We start from the raw sequence: 17422 nt of genomic DNA, 5'->3' as shown, positions 1-17422 counted from the left end.
GCCGCTCATGACGCGCTTCCGGCTCTGGCCGGGACCCGTTGGACCTGGAGTTCCGGAACGCCGGTTTCGCGGCGCCCGGTTTCATCGCGCCCGGTTTCATGGACCTCGGCGACGGCAGCGGTCATCCCCGCCGTGATCTGTGCGATGTCCGCCGCCGTGCTGATGTACGGCGGCATGGTGTAGACGAGGTTCCGGAACGGCCGGACCCAGACGCCGTGGCGGATGGCCGCGGCGGTGACGGCGGGAACGTCGACAGCGTCATGCAGCTCAATGACCCCGACGGCGCCGATGGTCCGGACGTCGCGGACAGCCTCCAGTTCCATGGCGGGGGCGAGTCCTGATGCCAGGCCGGTGCCGATCCGGCCGACGTCGGTCCGCCAGGTCCCGGTCTCGATGATGCCGAGGCTGGCGTTGGCCACGGCGCACGCCAGCGGGTTGCCCATGAAGGTGGGGCCGTGGAGCAGGGCACCTGCCTGGCCGCCGGAAACAGCCCGGGCCACCACGGCTGTGCAGAGCATCGCGGCGAGGGTCAGGTACCCAGCTGTCAGTGCCTTGCCCACGCACATGATGTCGGGCACGACGCCGGCATGATCGGCCGCGAACAGCTCGCCGGTGCGGCCAAATCCGGTAGCGATCTCGTCGAAGATGAGCAGCAGCCCGTGCCGGTCCGCCACTTGGCGGAGTGTTGCCAGGCATTCAGCCGGGTACGCGTGCATGCCGCCGGCGCCCTGGAGCACCGGCTCGACGACGATCGCGGCAAGTTCCCCGGAGTGGGCGGCCGCGAGCTCCGCCACGTCCGATGCCCACGCCTGGACGGTTTCCGGGGTTGCCGAAGCCGCCGCCGGCGGACGGGGTGCGAAGACGTTGCCGGCCAGGAGCCCGGGGAAGGCCGAGTGCATGCCGTCCACCGGATCGCAGACCCCCATGGCCGCGAAGGTGTCGCCGTGGTAGCCGCCGCGGAGGCTGAGGAACCGCTGCCGCCGTGGACGCCCGGCCGCGGTCTGGAACTGCACCGCAAGCTTCAGCGCAACCTCGACGGCGACAGAGCCCGAGTCTGCGAGGAACACCCGCTCCAGCCCCGGCCGGCCGGGTGCGGCAGGGGCCATGTCCACCAGGCGCTCGGCCAGTTCCACGGCCGGGGCGTGGGTCAGACCGCCGAACATGACGTGGCTGAACTTATTCAGTTGCTCTTTGGCAACGGCATCCAGGACCGGATGGCGGTAGCCGTGGATCACCGACCACCACGAGGACATCGCATCGATCACCTCGTGGCGGGCGCCGTCTTCGCCGCGGAGCCGCAGCCGCACGCCGCCTGCCGCCTCCACTTCCCACAGCGGAAGGTCCGGGGAAGCGGGCGCGTAAGGGTGCCATAGCCGTGCGCGGTCCCGCTGGATCAGGTCGGTCTGCTGCGAAGCCGCCGTCACGGGACCAGCACCCCGTGGCGGGAGCATTCCGCGGACCAGCCCAGCGGCGTGACCTGGACCTTCATCCGGCGCCGGCAGGCGGTGCAGTAGCGCGGCGGCTCCATTGCCAGGCGTTCCCCGCACGTCCGGTGGGCGTACGACGGCGGCCCGTCGCCGCCGTCGTACTCCTCACCGCAGTGCCCGCAAAACTGGCCCCGATCGGTGGTTGAGCTTGTCGAGCGGTTGGGGATCATAGCGTCTTCTGGAGTTCCTTGATCGGCATGTTCAGCTCGACCAGCAGGTTCAGGTCGGCCGTCGCCGGGCGACCGAGTGTGGTGAGGTAGTTGCCGACGATGACCGCGTTGATGCCCCCGAGCAGGCCCTCGCGGGTGCCGAGGTCGCCGAGGGTGAGTTCGCGCCCGCCGGCGTAGCGCAGCACGGTGCGGGGCATGGCCAGGCGGAACGCGGCGATGGCGCGGAGGGCGTCCTTGCCGTCCATGATGCCCTGGTTTTCGAGCGGGGTTCCGGGGCGGGGGTTGAGGAAGTTGAGCGGGACCTCGTGCGGCTCGAGGGCTGCGAGCTGGGCGGCGAGTTCGGCGCGCTGTTCGAGGGTTTCGCCCATCCCGATCAGGGCACCGCAGCACAGTTCCATCCCGGCGGCCTTGACCATGTTGCAGGTGTCAAGGCGTTCCTCGTAGCTGTGCGTGGTGACCACTTCAGGAAAGTAGCTGCGGGCCGTTTCCAGGTTGTGGTTGTAGCGGTGAACGCCCCATCCGGCAAGCTGGTCCACCTGGCGCTGGGTGAGCATCCCCAGCGAGCATGCGATGTTGATGTCCACTGCCTCGTTGATGCGGTCGATCGCGAACTTGATCTGGTTCATGAGCTTGATGTCGGGTCCGCGGACGGCGGCGACAATGCAGAACTCGGTGGCACCAGTGGCTGCGGTTTCCTTGGCGGCCTTGACCAGCTCGGGAATGTCGAGCCAGACGCCGCGGACGGGGGAATCGAACAGGCCGGACTGGCTGCAGAAGTGGCAGTCCTCCGGGCAGCCGCCGGTCTTGATGGAGATGATGCCCTCCACCTCGACGTCCTCGCCGCAGTGCCGAAGCCGGACCTCATGGGCAAGCTGCAGGGCTGCGGGCAGGGCCTCCTCCGGAAGGCGGAGTACTTCCTCGATCTGCGCCTGCGTGAGCCCGATGCCGTCCTCGAGGACCTGCCGGCTGGCGGTTTCCAGGATGGGGAAGGTCTTGGGGACGGTCGCTTGGCTTGTGGCTTCGCTCGCGTTTGCCTGAATCGTCATTGATGGGTCCTTTGCGTGTGATGGCTGCGGATATTCCTCCGAACTGACGCTAATTCCCCATCGAGGGCAGGATTTTGTGGGGTCCCCACAAGCAGGCCGCCGGGACGTTGGCCGGGTCCCTGCCCGGGGCCCGGCCCTGCGGTGGGGAATGTATTTTCAAACTTGAAGGTTCAAGCAAATATGGACTTTGGCATTTTTACTTTCGGCGAACTATCCCGCGACGTCAGCACCGGCACGGCGCTGTCAGCCCACCAGAGGCTTGCCGAGATCGTTGAGCTGGCCAAGCTTGCGGACCAGGCCGGCCTCAGCTTTATGGGCCTGGGCGAGCATCACCGGGGGGACTTCGCTCTGTCCGCGCCGGAGATCGTCCTGGCAGCCATTGCCCGGGAGACCACAAACCTCAGGCTGAGTACCGCTGTCACGGTTCTGTCCACCCAGGATCCGGTGCGGCTTTTTGAACAGTTCGCCACCCTGGACCTGATCTCCGACGGGCGGGCCGAGATCATTGCCGGTCGCGGAGCCTTCATTGACTCGTATCCCCTGTTTGGCCACAGCACGGCGGACTATGACGCACTCTTCGACGAGAAGCTGCGGATGCTGCTTGAACTCCGCGACCAAGCCAACCTCACCTGGCAGGGAAGCCTGACGCAAAGCATTCCCGGGATGGACATCGCGCCCCGTCCCCTGCAGGAGAAGCTTCCGGTCTGGGTCGGAGTGGGCGGCACCCCGGCAAGCTTCGAACGGGCCGGACGGCTGGGCCTTCCACTGTTTATTGCGCTGCTCTCCGGTCCGCAACGGTTCCGGCGCCTCGTGGAGCTCTACAGGCAGAGCGCAGCCGACGCCGGCCACGATGCCGGCTCCCTGCAGGTCGGAGCCGGCGGCCACTTTTACGCGGCACGGACGTCCCAGCAGGCCCGGGATACGTTCTACCCCCGCTACCGCGCCTACTTCGAGCAGAACATGCCGCGCCCGGTGGACCATTTCCCGCGCTCAACTTTCGATGACTGGAGCGAACCGGGCGGCGGGCTGCTGGTGGGAAGCCCCCAGCAGGTTACCGAGAAGCTACTCGAAATCCACCAGACCCTCGGCAACAGACGCTACATGGCGCAGATCGGCCTGGGCGGGCTGCCGTTCGCGGAGACTGCACGTTCCATCGAGCTGCTCGCCACCGAAATCATGCCTGCCGTGAACCGCGAAGTCATGGGCACGAAACCGGCCTAGGCCGGCGGATCGGGCTACATTGATTTCCCGGCGCTACATGGCGCTCGCGCGGCATCAGACCCATACTCGATCTAAGGGTGGCCGAACACAAGAGTTGGCGGGGATCATGACTGACACCAACAGCCGCAGGATTGACCTTCCCCTGATCGATCACCATTGCCACGGTGTGGTCGATACCGAACTGAGCGACGAGGGGTTCAGGAGTCTGGCCACGGAATCCGACTGGCCGGGACCGGCAGGCACTGACAGCCTTGATTCACCCTTCGGGCTGGCGGTACGGAGTCTTTGCGCCCCGATCCTCGGACTTGAGCCGCTTGCGCCTCTGGATGAATACATCGCACAGCGCAGGAACATTGGCGCCGCTGAAGCGAATAGGCTGCTGCTGCGCAGCACCGGAACATCTGACTACCTCCTTGACACGGGCATACCGGATACGCGGCTTCTTGACCCCGCCGCTATGGCGGCGTGTGCTGATGCCCGCACGCGCGAGATCGTCCGCATCGAGAGCGTGGCGGAGGATCTGGCTTCCGAGTCCACAGCGGCCGGCTTCGTTTCAAAGCTCCCGGAGACGCTGGCAACCCGAAGCCGGGAGGCCGCGGGGCTGAAATCCATCATTGCCTACCGTCATGGCTTCGACATCCCCGCAGAACAGCCAACCAAGCGTGAAGCGCTCAAAGCCGCTGACGCATGGTTCCGTGCCGTCGAGACGACGGGAACATTCAGGCTCACTGACCCGGTCCTGTTAAGGTACGGGCTTTGGGCGGGCATCGGGATAGGCCTGCCCATTCAGCTCCACACGGGATACGGCGACGGCGACATTGAACTTTTCCGGGCGGATCCATCCCGGCTCAATCCACTCTTCCGCGCCCACAGATCACTGGGCGTCGATTTCATGCTGTTGCACTGCTACCCCTTCGTCAGGGAAGCCGGAATCCTCGCCCAGGTCTTCCCGCACGTCTACATTGATGTGGGCCTGGTTTCGCATTACCTGGGGCCAAGTTCCGGCACAGCAGTCCGCCAGGCGATGGAAATCGCACCATTCAGCAAGATCCTCTACTCATCGGATTCGTATGGGCTTGGTGAACACTACGCCGTCAGCGCTGCCAACTGGCGAACTTCATTCGCGGTCCTGATGGACGAATGGGTTGGCTCGGGCTGGGCAACCCCGAATGACGCCGAGAGAATTGCCACGATGGTTTCCTCGAAAAACGCCAAGCGCGTCTATAAATTGGACGCCTAAAGCTCAATGCCGGTCGCCTGAACAACGGGAGGAATGCTGTGACGTCGAATCCAAAGGCAGACATGGATCTCCAGCAAGTGAGGGCTCTTGTCATTTCCACCTTGGACAACGCAGGAATTTCAAGGGTCAAAGTCCTGCCCGGACCCAAGGTAGAGGAGGCTTTTCTTAATGGCTGCGGTGTCTCGGTCAGCGTCGGAGTCCTGTTGGCGTCTGACGACCATGTCACCCGGTCCTCGGAGATCGATCCCATCGTCGGTGACCTGCGTGGAATGCCGGATCGCTCAGCGGTTGCCGTCATCGACAAAGCCAGCGGCCTCGCCTGGGTGCCGGCCGATCTGGCGGATATGCATGGTGCCCCATATCCAACCTGCCAGCGTACGGCACTTAAGCGTGTTGCTGCCGATTGGGGAGCAGCCGGACTGGAGGTTTCGGTAGGCTTCGAGCTGGAGTTCACGGTGTTCAGCGGTACGCGGGACGCGCCTGTTCTGGCCCATGGTGGTCCGGGTTATGGTGCGGCTGCATTCCTGCAGCTGGAAGCATGGCATCTGGACGTGCTCACAGCGCTTGTGGAGGCCGGCGTTCCGGTTGACCAGATTCACCCCGAATATGGCAAAGGCCAGGTGGAGATCGCCCTGGCCCCGAGGAGCCCGGTTCAGGCTGTGGATGATTACCTTCTCACCCGGTTCATTGTCTCCCGGGTGTCACTCAAGCATGGATTGCACGTCTCCTACTCGCCAATAGCGGATTCCGATACCGCGACCAACGGATGCCACATCCATTTCTCCGCGAGGAACGGGGACGGCAACGTCTTCTACGACGCGGCAGCCACCACGCAGATGCGCCCGGCGGGGGAGAGCATGATCGCCGGCGTACTCGCGAAACTGGCTGACAGCTCAGCATTGCTGGGAGGCAGCGCCCTGAGCTTGGTCCGGCTTCAACCGGCACAGTGGGCGGGCAGTTTTATTTGCTGGGGTACCGGCAACCGTGAGGCTGCCGTCCGCTTCGTGCCGGGCCTCAAGGGCTACGAGGACAAGCAATCCAATGTGGAAGTGAAATGCTGCGACGGCTCCGCCAACCAGTACCTTGCCGTAGCTGCAATTCTGGCAGCTGCAATGGAGGGCTACAGGAGTCAGTTGAAACTGCCGGCGGAGGTCACGGTCGATCCCGGCATACTGAGCGACGCCGAGAGGGAGCGCCTGGACATCAGGGCATTTGCGCCTGACATGTTCACGGCCCTGGACGATCTGGACGGCAGCAATTTCCTCCGAACAACATTGGGCCATGAGTTGCTGGACGCCTACGTTGCTGTGCGGCGGGGCGACGCCGAGCGATTTGCCAAGCTCGACCATGAGGCTGTCATCGCCGCCCTCCGCTGGCGTTACTAGCCGGCCCGTTGTGAACCGGCCCGGAACCTGTGACATGGGTGCGGCGTTGGCCCGCTTGGCCATCGAGGTGCAGAACGTCGAAGGGCTGCACAGGCAGCTGCATGCCCAGCCTCGGATCTCGGGGGATGAGGGCGACACTCTGGCCACGCTCATGAATGAACTGCCTGACTCATTCCAAAAGGAAATCCTGACTGGAAACATCGGGGTCGTCCGGCTCGGTGGAGACGGGGTCTCGGTTGCACTCAGGGCCGAGATGGATGCCCTGCCGATCGTGGAACAGACCGGCCTTGCCTGGGCCGCCAGTAACGGAGCCATGCATGCCTGCGGCCATGACGTCCATATGGCGGCATTTGTGGCGGTTGCCCGCACTGCTGCTTCGCTGCTGCCGCTGCCGGCTCCGTTGGTCGGGATTCTCCAGCCGAGGGAGGAAGTCGGGGAGTCGGGAGCCCGAGACGTACTGCGGGCCGGGGTGCTGGGGGCCCAGCGGGTGGGCGCTGCTGTCGGGGTCCATCTCCAGCCGGCGCTGGACCCTCTGACTTATTCATGCACGCCGGGACCGGTCAATGCCGCCGCCGACGAATTCGAACTGGTCATTTCCGGCCGGCCCTCGCACGGTGCTTACCCTCATCATTCTTCCGACGCCCTTCTTGCCGCCAGCGCCTTTGTGGTGTCGTGCCAGCAGATCGTTGCACGCAACGTCGATCCCACCATGTCCGCCGTGGTGACGGTCGGGACCATCAATGCGGGCGCCAGCCCCAATGCGATCCCGGAAGAGGCAACGGTGACAGGAACTGTCCGCTCCATGTCAGAGCCACAACGGCACATGATCCACAGCCGCCTCCGCGAAGTAGCCAGCGGAGTAGCGACCGCCCACGCCTGCACGGTGCGCCTGGAGATCAGGAGGGGTGAGCCTGTTCTGGAAAACGACGCCGAACTTGCCGTCGAAATTGGACGTCGGCTTGAGGTGCAGGGCAATGCCCTTCGTGAATTCCGTTCCTATGGGTCGGATGATTTCGCGTTCTATGCCTCCGCGGCGCGGTCGGTGATGATCTTCACCGGGATGCCGGCGGCAAGCGGAAACCTGCACGCCAGTACGTTTGCGCCGGATGAACAGGCCGTGGGCCGTGTGGCCACTGCGATGCTCACCGGCTACCTGGCTTCCGCCCAGGTGCTCGGCCGGAGTGGGGCTGGGTGACGTCGCCGCGGACAGACTCCCCACGAAGCTAGACGCCGGCTTTGGCCAGGAGGGCATCAAGCACCAGGAAGAAATTGCCGCGGTGGTCGGCGGCCTTCGGGTCGGTCATGTACTGAATGGCCGCTCCGTCGTAGATCATCAGAAAGGTCCGAACCAGCGTCGCGGCGTCTATGAGGCACTTATCACCGTTGCCCTGGGCGGCGGCAGTGAATAAGTCTCCCAGCTCCACTTCATAGGCGGGATAGATGTTCGCGGCCAGTGGGCTGGAGGCCGCATTGCGCGTTGCCCACAGAATGAGTTCGATTTCCGCAAGCAGGCTGCCGGGCTCTTCCTCCAGGGCGCGCCAGTAGTTTTCCGCTACTTGTTCCACAGCCTTTCGCAGCCCCAGATGGACCGGGACGTCGCTGGAATAGCGGTTCAGGTTCTTCAACCAGGCCTCTGCGGCAGCGTCCATGAGTTCGCTCTTGTCGCTGAAGCAATAATGGGCCGCGGCCAGGGGCGCGTTGGCCTCCTTGGCAATGGCCCGCATGGTCACATACTGGACGCCTTCGCGCCGCATCAGTTCCACGGTCGCTGCAATTAACTGTTCTTTACGATCGGCTGAGGATATCCGCATGCCTCACTCTCCCGTCTCCCGGTTCTGGCCCCGCAGGGACATTTTCCTTAAGACTATTGCTTGGACAAAGGTTTCACATCATTGTCCTGAACAATTGACTGGAACGGGTGTCAGATTGAGGAGTGCACCGGGAACCGGCGATTGTTAAACGGGGCTGCCTGGCCCCGAGCCGCGTCACTTCTCGGGACAGTGTTCGCGGTCCGGGGTGCCAGGCAGTGCACGGAGTGCGGGCTCAGCCAGAGACTATCTGGCAGCCACGATGTCCGGGACGGTTGCTCCGCTATCAACATCCTGCGAAGGTCCGTCGAGGTAGCGCGCCATGGAGTCGTCCATGGCGTTGAGCCAGCGGGTGTGGTGCTTGGTGGCCATGGTCCCGGTCACCACGGAGCGGTGGAGCATGTCTCGGTAACCCAGAATGTCGTCGTGCTTGTGGCGCATCCAGTCCTTGAACAACTGGGACACTGCGTCCAGGTCGAACGGCGGGTAGTCGGTGGCGTCGATGAGTTCCCGCAGGTAGTCCGTCTGGAAATCGGCCTCCGCGTCGTGATCCGGCAGGGCGGCCTGGCGCTCGAGCCAGAGCTGGATATCCGCCTCGCGGTCGGCAAGGGACGGCAGGTCAATCGCTCCGGTCATGACGTCGCGGGCAAACCACGCCTGCGCGTCAAACATGTTGAAGGTGTAGTACTGGTCCTGCGCACCCAGGTAAAACAGATTGGTGTTCTGCTGCCACACGACGCCCTTGTACAGGTTGCCCGGGTACAGCACATTCGGCGACTTCAGCGACATCTCGCTGGGCAGGAACGGGTACTTGTGCTGATATCCGGTGCAAAGTACGACGGCGTCAAAGTCACCTTGGGTGCCGTCGCTAAAGTGGGCGGTGGGTCCCAGGAAATGGGTGACAAGCGGGCGCTCCACCGTATTGGCCGGCCAGTGATAGCCCATCGGGGCCGTGCGGTAGCTGAGGGTGATGGACGCAGCGCCCATCTTGTGGGACTGCATGCCGATGTCCTCAGCGGAATAGCTGCTGCCAATCATGAGCAGATTCTTCCCATAAAAGCGCTCGGCTCCGCGGAAGTCGTGCGCGTGCAGGACCTCGCCCGGGAAGGTCTTGATCCCTTTGAATTCGGGAACGGAAGGAACGTGGAAGTGGCCGGTGGACACCACGAGCTTGTCGAAGACGTGGGTTTCAGTGAGGTTGGTTTTGAGGTCCTCAACCGTCACTGTGAATTCCTGCGTGGCCTCGTTGTAGCTGGTGTGGCGGGCGACGGTGTTGAACTTCACGTACTTGCGGACGTCCGACTTTTCCACGCGGCCCTTGATGTAGTCGAAGAGAACCTCGCGGGGCGGGAAGGACGAAATGGGGCGGCCGAAGTGCTCGTCAAAGGAGTAGTCCGAGAACTCGAGGCACTCCTTGGGCCCGTTGGACCACAGGTGGCGGTACATGCTGGAGTGCACCGGCTCGCCGCTACCGTCGAGTCCTATCCGCCAGCTGTTGTTCCACTGTCCGCCCCAGTCGCTCTGCTTCTCGAAGCACAGGATCTCGGGGATGTCGGCGCCTTTTTGGCGCGCCGATTCAAATGCCCGCAGTTGTGCCAGGCCGCTGGGGCCCGCACCAATGATTCCGACTCGTAATGTCATGCTTCTCTCCTCTTCCAATGGTTCGTGTGGGTCGCTGCTCTGCGACGCCGTGGTTGCCCTAGGCGGTTGCGCTATGTGTGCGGGGGAGTGCTTACGGTGCTGTCCTTACGGTGCGAAGGAGCGGTGGCCGGTGAAGAACCCCAGGCCGTACTCGGGGGTCTCAAACTTGACCGTGGTGCCCTTGGGGAAGAACAGCACGTCGCGCTCCTTCGCGTGCGTGACCTCTCCTGTGGTCTCGTCGGTGAGGATGAACTCGCCCTTGATGACGACCTTCATTTCGTCATAGGTGTACGTATACACCAGGGGTTCGGAAGCCTTCAGCTCGAAGAAGCCGGCGCTCATGACCGACCCGGTTGGGTTGTGGAGGGAGTCGCCGATCGCGGCGACAGTGCCGGGCTCGTTCATTGGCGGCAGGCCGACGTAGCCGCCTACTACCTTGTGGATGGATCCGGCCTTGCTGAGTGTTCCTACGAGGGTGGTTTCCATGGGTCTCTCCTGTGAATGGTGTTGTAAGGGATTTCTCTGAATTGAACAGCGTGGCGCTGATGGTGTGCGCTTTGGTACAAGGGGGCGTTGGTGCCACTGGGGCTGTGCGGGGATCAAGCCAGAACCGGGGTCGGGCTCCAGGGGCACCGTCGTCAACGCGACATTCTCTGTGTCGAGAGGCCCCGGCCGGCTCCGTGTCGAGCCTTGCCGGTGTGAGGCCAGTCACATATCCGTGTCCCAAAACTTTCACATGGACAGCTGTCCGAGTCAAGCGTTCAAGTTGAAGATTTTTCCCGGAGCGTCTGCCGTGGCTCTTTTTATGGCGCTTGGAGATCTTTCGTTCTGAACCATTGACTGGAACAAGCGTCCCTGTCACTGTATTGAAATCGCCGTGACCCAGATCACGATGACGCAATCTGATTCAGATTCCCAACAGCAAATCCCGCAAAGCAGATTTCCCTACTTGAGAAACGGGTAAAGACAATGACCACAACCACCCCTCAGCCCCTGACGTCCGCGACGGGGGAGGCAATCGATTTCTGGCCGGCCAAGTCCATGGAGGTCATGAAGGATGACTGGCCGCGATTGCGCTGCAGGTTCATAAATTCGAATCCCGTAGGCCCATGGAAGGACGTCATACTCTCGGAGTGGGAGCTGGAGTCCTGTGGCTGGCAGGACTTCCACCCCCACACCGAGACGAACTTCGTGCTGGAAGGCGAGCTCCATATCGAGTGCGAAGGCAAGACTGTCGTCCTGAGACCGGGTGATTCGGCACGGGTTAATCCCGGACGGACCGGCCGATACTGGGCGCCCGTGTACGCCCGCATGGTCACCATTTACGGTCCCAACCCCGACGGTGTGGAGTCGCACTCCTTCCGCTACTCCGAAATCTAAGTCTTGGCCGCAGCGCCGCGGTCCACCACTACTCCAACTCCTTGAACGTGGGTACAACATGAGCACACTTAAAGAGCAGTACGCAGAAGAACTGAACGCCAGACTGGCCGAGTGGCAGGCCGGCAGTCTGGAACCACCATTCAGGTTCGCCGACATGCGAACCTTGCATGCCGTCACCCTGGCTCTTCCCGTTATCGCCTTGATCCTGGGGTGGTTCCTGTGAGTCAGGCTACGGACGAAATCTCCACGTCGGGAACTGAAGGATCGCTTCCGCTGCTGAGCCACGAGCGGAACTGGAGCCCCAAGGCTCTGTTCTTCAGTTCTGCCCAGGCTGCCGTGGCAACCTGGTGTTTCATCATCGGCGGCTATGTTGCCTTCTATCTGCCGGCTGGGCAGGGGTCGATCGTGATGATTGCGGCGATGCTGGCGGGAATGTTCCTGGTCTTCCTGGCAACGGTGCCGATGGCGACCCGGTACGGGCTGGAGGCTGTGCGCTCAACACGGCCCGTTTTCGGAACCCGTGGTTCGCTTTTCACCGTCGCCCTCACCTTTCTCTTCACGATCGGGTGGGGGACGACGCTGATGATTTTCAGCGGAAAGTCCGCTGCGTTGCTGCTGGTCTCTCTCGGCGTCGTCAGCGAGGCTAATGAGCCAATCGCCCAGACAGTGAGCAGCCTTGTCTGCCTCCTGGTGGTGTGGGCACTCATCAGCCGCGGACCCGGCATCCTCCGAAGGGTCGGTGTCATAGTTGCCTGCTCGGTCCTCGCACTGGGGGTCATGGTCATTGTCGTGATTGTTGCCAAGGTCGGCTGGGCTGTTCTCCTCGAGGCCAAGCCGAGCGCCGCAAGCGGCAACAAGCTTTTGGACTACACGACGGCCATCGAGCTGATGCTCGCTACTGCCTTGTCCTGGTGGCCCTATGTCGGTGGCATGACCCGGTTCTCCAAGAGCACCAAGAAGTCCGTACTGCCGGTAACGCTGGGACTTGGCCTCGCCCTCGCGGTCATCTGCCTGATTGGTCTTTACACTGGGCTGGTCTTTCCGGATTCAGGTGGAGACCCACTACCGGGGCTGCTGGAAATCGGCGGCGTGTGGCTGGCTTTGCCGGCATTCGCGTTCATCATCGTTGCCAATGTCGGCACGGCGATGGTCGGCACCTACACGGCAGCGCTTTCCCTAAAGCAGCAGCCTGCCATCGACGCCCGCCTTAGCTGGAGAGGCTCGACCACTGTGGCTGGACTTACTGTGGCGGTGGTGATCGTGTTCCTGGCGGAGCCCTTCTACGCCAATTTCGGAACGTTCCTCACCCTCTCGGCCGTCGTCTTCGGCCCGCTGTGCGGGCTTCAAATCGCCGATTACTTCATCATCAGGAAGCAACGTCTGGACTTGGATGGCCTGTATAACGACAGTGCAGGTGCGGCGTACTGGTACTGGAAGGGCCTGAATGTGACGGGCTTCGTCAGCATGGGCGTTGGAATCGTCGTCTACTTCCTCCTTCTTGACCCGGTCACGTTTGCCTCCGCTCCCGTGTTCGCCTTCACTACCGCTACGCTGCCGTCAACCCTGGCCACGGTCGTTGTGTATGTGCTCCTGGCGCGGCTTCAGCCCAAGGCGTTCGGGCCGGTCATGCACTAGTCTGATCGATCAGGAATCGAGAAGCCGGGCCGCGCCGCTGGACATAGGGTGAGGAGTGCGACGAATCATTACCAGGAGGGCGCATGCCATACACCGTAGACTTCCAGAACGTGTCCACCGTTGGCGTGGAATCGTCCCCAGTGGCGGAACCGCTGGCAGGACTGCGTGCCAACGAGGCACGTTATTACAAGAACAAGTACGACCACCCTTTCACCGTCAGGCCCGCGAGTGAGGCGCCGGAAACGCTGGACTGGGTGAACCGCATCCTCTCCGACGAGCGCAACATCGTCATCTCGGCCCGTCCGCTCGAGGTTACCTCCTTCGAAGTGGACGGTTTTCGGATGGCTTATGTGTTCTACGAGTCCGGCCTGGCAATCAACGTGATGTACGGCCTCGAGGCCGGATCAAAGCGCGCAGTGGGGTTCAAGCTCTCCGAAGGCATGGAAGTTCCAGAGGAACTCGCATCAAGCTTCAAGTTCGCGCGCCAAAAGTCGAAGCTGGCCGGGGTGATCCGCGGCTCCTACTTCGTGATCAAAGGCGAGTACTGAGCAGCTCCGCCAAAGCGACCGGCCGCCGTCGTACTTAAACTACCCGGCGGCCGGCGCCTTCGCTGCCTTGGCGGCGGCCTTTGCTGCCTGCTTGCTGGCGCGCACCTTCGTCAGCGACTCGGGGTCCACGATGTCCGCGACCGAGAGGTAGGAACCCTCTTCGCCGTAGTGGCCCGCGGCTTCACGCCAGCCTGGCGCCTGGAGCCCGCACTGCTTGCCGAGCAGCGCCAGGAAGATTTTGGCCTTCTGTTCGCCGAATCCCGGCAGTGCCTTCAGTCTGCGGAGCACTTCCTTGCCGTCGGGTTCGTCCCGGGTCCAGATGGCAGTTGCCTCGCCGCCCCACTCGCTCTGCACGGCCTCGGCGAGCGCCTGGACGCGGCCGGCCATGGAGCCGGGGAAACGGTGGACTGCAGGGCGTTCCTTGAAGACCTCAACAAAGCCTGCCGGGTCATGTTCGGCGACAGCCGCAGGACTGATGGACCCGATGCGCGTGCGGATCTTTTCGGGTCCGGCGAAGGCCGACTCCATGGTTACCTGCTGGTCAAGCAGCATACCGGTGAGCAGCGCGAAGGCGTCATCGCTGAGCAGTTTGTCGGCGGCATCGTCGCCGGTGATGTGCAGTTCCATGCGCCCATCCTCCCACTTCCGGCCCGTGTCCCGGGCACCGCACGGTGAATCCGTGTCAGGATCAGTCATGGTCAACCGCCTGATGCTGCTCGACACCGCGTCCCTGTACTTCCGCGCCTTCTACGGCCTGCCCGACACCATCCGCCGCCCCGACGGCACCCCGGTGAACGCTGTCCGCGGCCTGCTCGACATGATCGCCCGGCTCGCCACCGACTACGGCGCCACGCACCTGGTGGCCTGCTGGGACGATGACTGGCGGCCGCGGTGGAGGGTCGACCTCATTCCCACCTACAAGGCCCACCGGGTGGCGGAGGTGGTGGCCGGCGCGGCAGATGTGGAGGTGGTGCCGGACGGGCTGGAGGCACAGATCCCGCTGATCCGGCACGTGCTGGGCCTGGCCGGCATCGCCGTCGTCGGTGTCCCGGAGCATGAGGCCGACGACGTCGTGGGCACCTACGCCAGCCACGCCGGCCTTCCCGTCGATGTGGTGACGGGGGACCGGGACCTCTTCCAGCTGGTCGACGACGACCGCCAGGTGCGTGTGATCTACACCGCCCGCGGCATGCGGAACCTCGAAGTCCTCACCGACGCCGTCGTCGTCGAAAAGTACCGCGTGCTGCCGCAGCAGTACGCCGACTACGCCACCCTCCGCGGCGACGCCTCGGACGGGCTGCCCGGTGTGGCCGGCATCGGCGAGAAGACCGCGGCTGCGCTGCTCCTGGAACACGGCACCCTCGACGGGCTGCTCACGCCCGCAGCCGATCCCGGCGGCGGGGTGTCCACGTCGGTGCGCTCCAAGCTTGCCGCCGCCGCGGACTATCTCAAAGTGGCGCCCGCAGTCGTTAATGTGGTGCGCAATCTGGAGCTGCCGTCCCTGGAGGAAGCGGGCGCGGAACTGCAGGCCGTCACAGGTGAGGCGCGGGAAGAACTCGAGAGGCTCGCCACTGAGTGGAACCTCGGCGGCTCGGTCCGCCGGCTGCTGGCGGCGCTGGACCGGACCTAGACCGGACCTAGACCGCCCTTACTTACCCAGCCCGGCTTCCGCCATAAGCTCTGTCAACCACGGCCGGTGTTCGCGGTGGAAGGTCAATCCTTCCGGGAGTCCCTGCACGGTAGGTTCGGAACCCGTGATATCGATGGTGATTCGGCCGCCCCCCATGGGTGCGTTGGTAATGTGCAGGTCGCCGAAGGATTCGGGCAGGACCGGGTCCATCCACATCCCGCCCCGGGATACGTGGGCGTCGTACCGCATCAGGCTGGTCACCAGCATGATGGGCGTGGTGGCCGCCCACGCCTGCGGGGAGCACGCCGTCGGATAGGGCACCGGCTCGGTAACCTGGTCCCGGCTGAAGCCGCAGAACAGTTCCGGGAGCCGGCCGTCCGTGTAGTCTGCCGCTTCCAAAAGGGCAGTCGAGATCCGCTGCGCCTCGTCCACGAAGCCGTAGCGCAGCAGCCCTACTGCGATGATGGCATTGTCGTGCGGCCAGACCGACCCGTTGTGATAGCTCGCCGGATTGTAGGCACCCATGTCCGTGCCCAGCGTCCGGACGCCCCAGCCGCTGAACATTTCGGGAGCCATCAGCCGCTCGGCCACCTGCGGCACCTTCTCCTCATCGATGATGCCGTGCCACAGGCACTGCCCCATGTTGGACGCGCACGCGTCAACGGGCCGCTTGTCCCGGTCCAGGGCGACGGCGTAATAGCCGCGGTCCGGCAGCCAGAACTGTTCGTTGAACTTCTTCTTCAGCTGCGCCGCCTCATCGGTGAGCTGCGCCGCCAGCGGTGCGTCACCGGCGTCGTACGCCATCCACGCCCGGGACAGGAATGCCGAATAGACCAGCGCCTGGACTTCACAGAGCGCGATCGGCGGCTCGGCCAGGGTTCCGTCCGCGAAGTTGATGCCGTCCCACGAGTCCTTCCAGCCCTGGTTGATGAGGCCCTGGTCGTTGAGCCGCTCATACTCGACGAACCCGTCGCCGTCTTTGTCGCCGTAGTTGCGGACCCAGTCCAGCGCGCGGTCCGCATGCGGCAGCAGTGCGGCAATGGTGTCCCGGGCAAAGCCCCAGCGGCTCACCGAACCGAGCGCCATCACGAACTGTGGTGTGGCGTCAATGCTGCCGTAGTAGGCGTTCTTGCCGCCCAGCGCCAACCCGCTGGAGACACCGAGCCGGACCTCGTGCAGGATTTTCCCCGGCTCCTCCTCGCTCATCGGATCCACCACTTTGCCCTGCCGGTCGGCCAGCGTCTGCAGGGTGCCCAACGCCAGGGACGGATCGACGGGCAGCGCCATTTCCGAGGCCCACAGCGAGTCCCGGCCGAACAGCGTCATGAACCACGGGGCACCCGCAGCCACCACGATCCGCTCCGGATGGGCGGGATCCTCGATACGCAGCGCTCCAAGGTCGTCGTAGCTGCGCCGCAGGGTGCGCTCGATGGAGCGGTTGCCCATGTGCAGCTTGGGAATCTTGGCCACCCACTCCTGCCGGCGGCGGTCACTCGGGGAAAGGTCACCGGCGGCAGGGCGGACCACCGGTGACGGCGGGACCGCGGCGCCATTGGCGGCAGGCGCCACGCTCACCCGCGAGCTCCATGCACCGCGCGGCGGGACCACCGTCCTGAAAGTAAGGGAATCGGCGGTGACCTCGGCGCCGGCTGCGTGGACGATGACGCTCTTGACGAGGTCCTGCCAGCCGGCCCTGATCACCAGGGAGTCGCCCTCGGGCCGGCGGGATTCTTCCCAGCGCCGCTGGACCCGGGCCTCCTTCACCTCAAAGAGATCCGCGAAGTCCGACTCCACGCTGAGGGACACGATGCACTCGGTCTCCTTCGAGGAATAGTTCCGGATGGTGATCTCCTCGCGGATGCCTGCACCGACCTCCCGCAGGCGCTCCACGATCAGGGGGCTGTCCGCGTACCCGTCCGAGCGGGGAACCCGGCCAATGAACAGCGCCCGGTAAGGCTCCTTGGTTTCCGCAGTCAGCGCCTCCAGGGGCAGGCCGTTCACGGACAGGTTCCAGCGGGACAGGATCCGGGTGTCCTCATGGAAAACCCCGTGCGGGTGCTCCGGATGGATGTCCCCGTTCGCCAAGGAGATACAGAAGGACGAACCTTCCACCAGGGTGACCGTTCCCGACCCCACAGGACCGGCAGCCGTATCAGCGTTCCAGCCAGCAGCCATGCCCGCCTCCTTCGACGGCTCAGGGCGAGGGGGCGCTGGGCGGACCGGAGCCGCCC

17 protein-coding genes are annotated in these 17422 nt (G+C 64.0%); 9 read left to right on the top strand and 8 right to left on the bottom strand.

The window, feature by feature from the left end:
• Window positions 1–5 precede the first annotated feature (5 nt).
• The 3 genes from AC57BR_RS07995 to bioB are packed head-to-tail and all read right to left on the bottom strand — an operon-like array spanning window position 6 to window position 2703.
• Entirely contained in the window at window positions 6–1451 is a 1446-nt protein-coding gene (locus tag AC57BR_RS07995) for an adenosylmethionine--8-amino-7-oxononanoate transaminase (RefSeq protein WP_496359259.1), read from the bottom strand.
• Complete coding sequence (bsaP, locus tag AC57BR_RS07990; RefSeq protein WP_496359257.1) at window positions 1421–1657, bottom strand: biotin synthase auxiliary protein BsaP; 237 nt, start codon at window positions 1655–1657, stop codon at window positions 1421–1423. The genes AC57BR_RS07995 and bsaP overlap by 31 nt, the downstream gene beginning before the upstream one ends.
• Window positions 1654–2703 (bottom strand): biotin synthase BioB, encoded by a 1050-nt coding sequence (bioB, locus tag AC57BR_RS07985; RefSeq protein WP_496359255.1) that lies wholly within the window; start codon window positions 2701–2703, stop codon window positions 1654–1656. The genes bsaP and bioB overlap by 4 nt, the downstream gene beginning before the upstream one ends.
• Before the next feature lie 180 nt (window positions 2704–2883).
• Between bioB and AC57BR_RS07980 the strand changes: the two genes are divergently transcribed.
• From AC57BR_RS07980 to AC57BR_RS07965, 4 genes are all read left to right on the top strand, one after another.
• Window positions 2884–3924, top strand: a complete 1041-nt coding sequence (locus tag AC57BR_RS07980; RefSeq protein WP_496359253.1) for an LLM class flavin-dependent oxidoreductase — start codon at window positions 2884–2886, stop codon at window positions 3922–3924.
• Between the two features lie 106 nt (window positions 3925–4030).
• Window positions 4031–5164: an amidohydrolase family protein gene (locus AC57BR_RS07975; protein WP_496359251.1), complete on the top strand. Its 1134-nt coding sequence runs from the start codon at window positions 4031–4033 to the stop codon at window positions 5162–5164.
• A 38-nt stretch (window positions 5165–5202) separates the two neighbouring features.
• Window positions 5203–6549, top strand: coding sequence for a type I glutamate--ammonia ligase (locus AC57BR_RS07970; protein WP_496359249.1), 1347 nt, complete (start codon window positions 5203–5205; stop codon window positions 6547–6549).
• Window positions 6550–6583: 34 nt separating this feature from the next.
• Entirely contained in the window at window positions 6584–7744 is a 1161-nt protein-coding gene (locus AC57BR_RS07965) for a M20 metallopeptidase family protein (RefSeq protein ID WP_496359247.1), read from the top strand.
• 28 nt (window positions 7745–7772) lie between these two features.
• Here AC57BR_RS07965 and AC57BR_RS07960 read toward each other — a convergent pair whose 3' ends face one another.
• The 3 genes from AC57BR_RS07960 to AC57BR_RS07950 all read right to left on the bottom strand — a co-directional run bounded on the left by AC57BR_RS07960 (window position 7773) and on the right by AC57BR_RS07950 (window position 10484).
• Complete coding sequence (locus tag AC57BR_RS07960) at window positions 7773–8360, bottom strand: TetR/AcrR family transcriptional regulator (RefSeq protein WP_496359245.1); 588 nt, start codon at window positions 8358–8360, stop codon at window positions 7773–7775.
• A 243-nt stretch (window positions 8361–8603) separates the two neighbouring features.
• The gene (locus AC57BR_RS07955) at window positions 8604–9998 is read right to left on the bottom strand and encodes a trimethylamine monooxygenase (protein ID WP_496359243.1); all 1395 of its coding nucleotides are present in this window, start codon (window positions 9996–9998) and stop codon (window positions 8604–8606) included.
• A gap of 105 nt (window positions 9999–10103) precedes the next feature.
• Window positions 10104–10484 carry a cupin domain-containing protein gene (locus tag AC57BR_RS07950; RefSeq protein ID WP_496359241.1) on the bottom strand — a complete coding sequence of 127 codons (381 nt, stop codon included), beginning with the start codon at window positions 10482–10484 and terminating at the stop codon, window positions 10104–10106.
• Window positions 10485–10967: 483 nt separating this feature from the next.
• On the opposite strand from AC57BR_RS07950, the gene AC57BR_RS07945 reads away from it, so the two are divergent.
• The 4 genes from AC57BR_RS07945 (at window position 10968) to AC57BR_RS07930 (ending at window position 13561) form a co-directional block, all read left to right on the top strand.
• Entirely contained in the window at window positions 10968–11378 is a 411-nt protein-coding gene (locus tag AC57BR_RS07945) for a cupin domain-containing protein (RefSeq protein WP_496359239.1), read from the top strand.
• Window positions 11379–11436: 58 nt separating this feature from the next.
• On the top strand, window positions 11437–11601 hold the full coding sequence (locus tag AC57BR_RS07940; RefSeq protein WP_496359237.1) for a hypothetical protein: 165 nt from the start codon (window positions 11437–11439) through the stop codon (window positions 11599–11601).
• Window positions 11598–13013 (top strand): purine-cytosine permease family protein, encoded by a 1416-nt coding sequence (locus AC57BR_RS07935; RefSeq protein WP_496359235.1) that lies wholly within the window; start codon window positions 11598–11600, stop codon window positions 13011–13013. The genes AC57BR_RS07940 and AC57BR_RS07935 overlap by 4 nt, the downstream gene beginning before the upstream one ends.
• Before the next feature lie 83 nt (window positions 13014–13096).
• The gene (locus AC57BR_RS07930; protein WP_496359233.1) at window positions 13097–13561 is read left to right on the top strand and encodes a DUF8821 family protein; all 465 of its coding nucleotides are present in this window, start codon (window positions 13097–13099) and stop codon (window positions 13559–13561) included.
• A 39-nt stretch (window positions 13562–13600) separates the two neighbouring features.
• Here AC57BR_RS07930 and AC57BR_RS07925 read toward each other — a convergent pair whose 3' ends face one another.
• Window positions 13601–14188, bottom strand: a complete 588-nt coding sequence (locus AC57BR_RS07925; RefSeq protein WP_496359231.1) for an HhH-GPD-type base excision DNA repair protein — start codon at window positions 14186–14188, stop codon at window positions 13601–13603.
• 67 nt (window positions 14189–14255) lie between these two features.
• On the opposite strand from AC57BR_RS07925, the gene AC57BR_RS07920 reads away from it, so the two are divergent.
• Window positions 14256–15191: a 5'-3' exonuclease gene (locus tag AC57BR_RS07920; RefSeq protein WP_496359620.1), complete on the top strand. Its 936-nt coding sequence runs from the start codon at window positions 14256–14258 to the stop codon at window positions 15189–15191.
• An 18-nt stretch (window positions 15192–15209) separates the two neighbouring features.
• Here the strand turns inward: AC57BR_RS07920 and AC57BR_RS07915 are convergent, their stop codons facing one another.
• Window positions 15210–17366: an amylo-alpha-1,6-glucosidase gene (locus tag AC57BR_RS07915; RefSeq protein ID WP_496359229.1), complete on the bottom strand. Its 2157-nt coding sequence runs from the start codon at window positions 17364–17366 to the stop codon at window positions 15210–15212.
• Between the last annotated feature and the right edge of the window lie 56 nt (window positions 17367–17422).

It is taken from the genome of Arthrobacter sp. BGA-UO-ETr-C19 (assembly GCF_059568005.1).
Note: the sequence above shows the minus strand (reverse complement) of the source record. Positions and strands in the feature narration are given on the sequence as shown.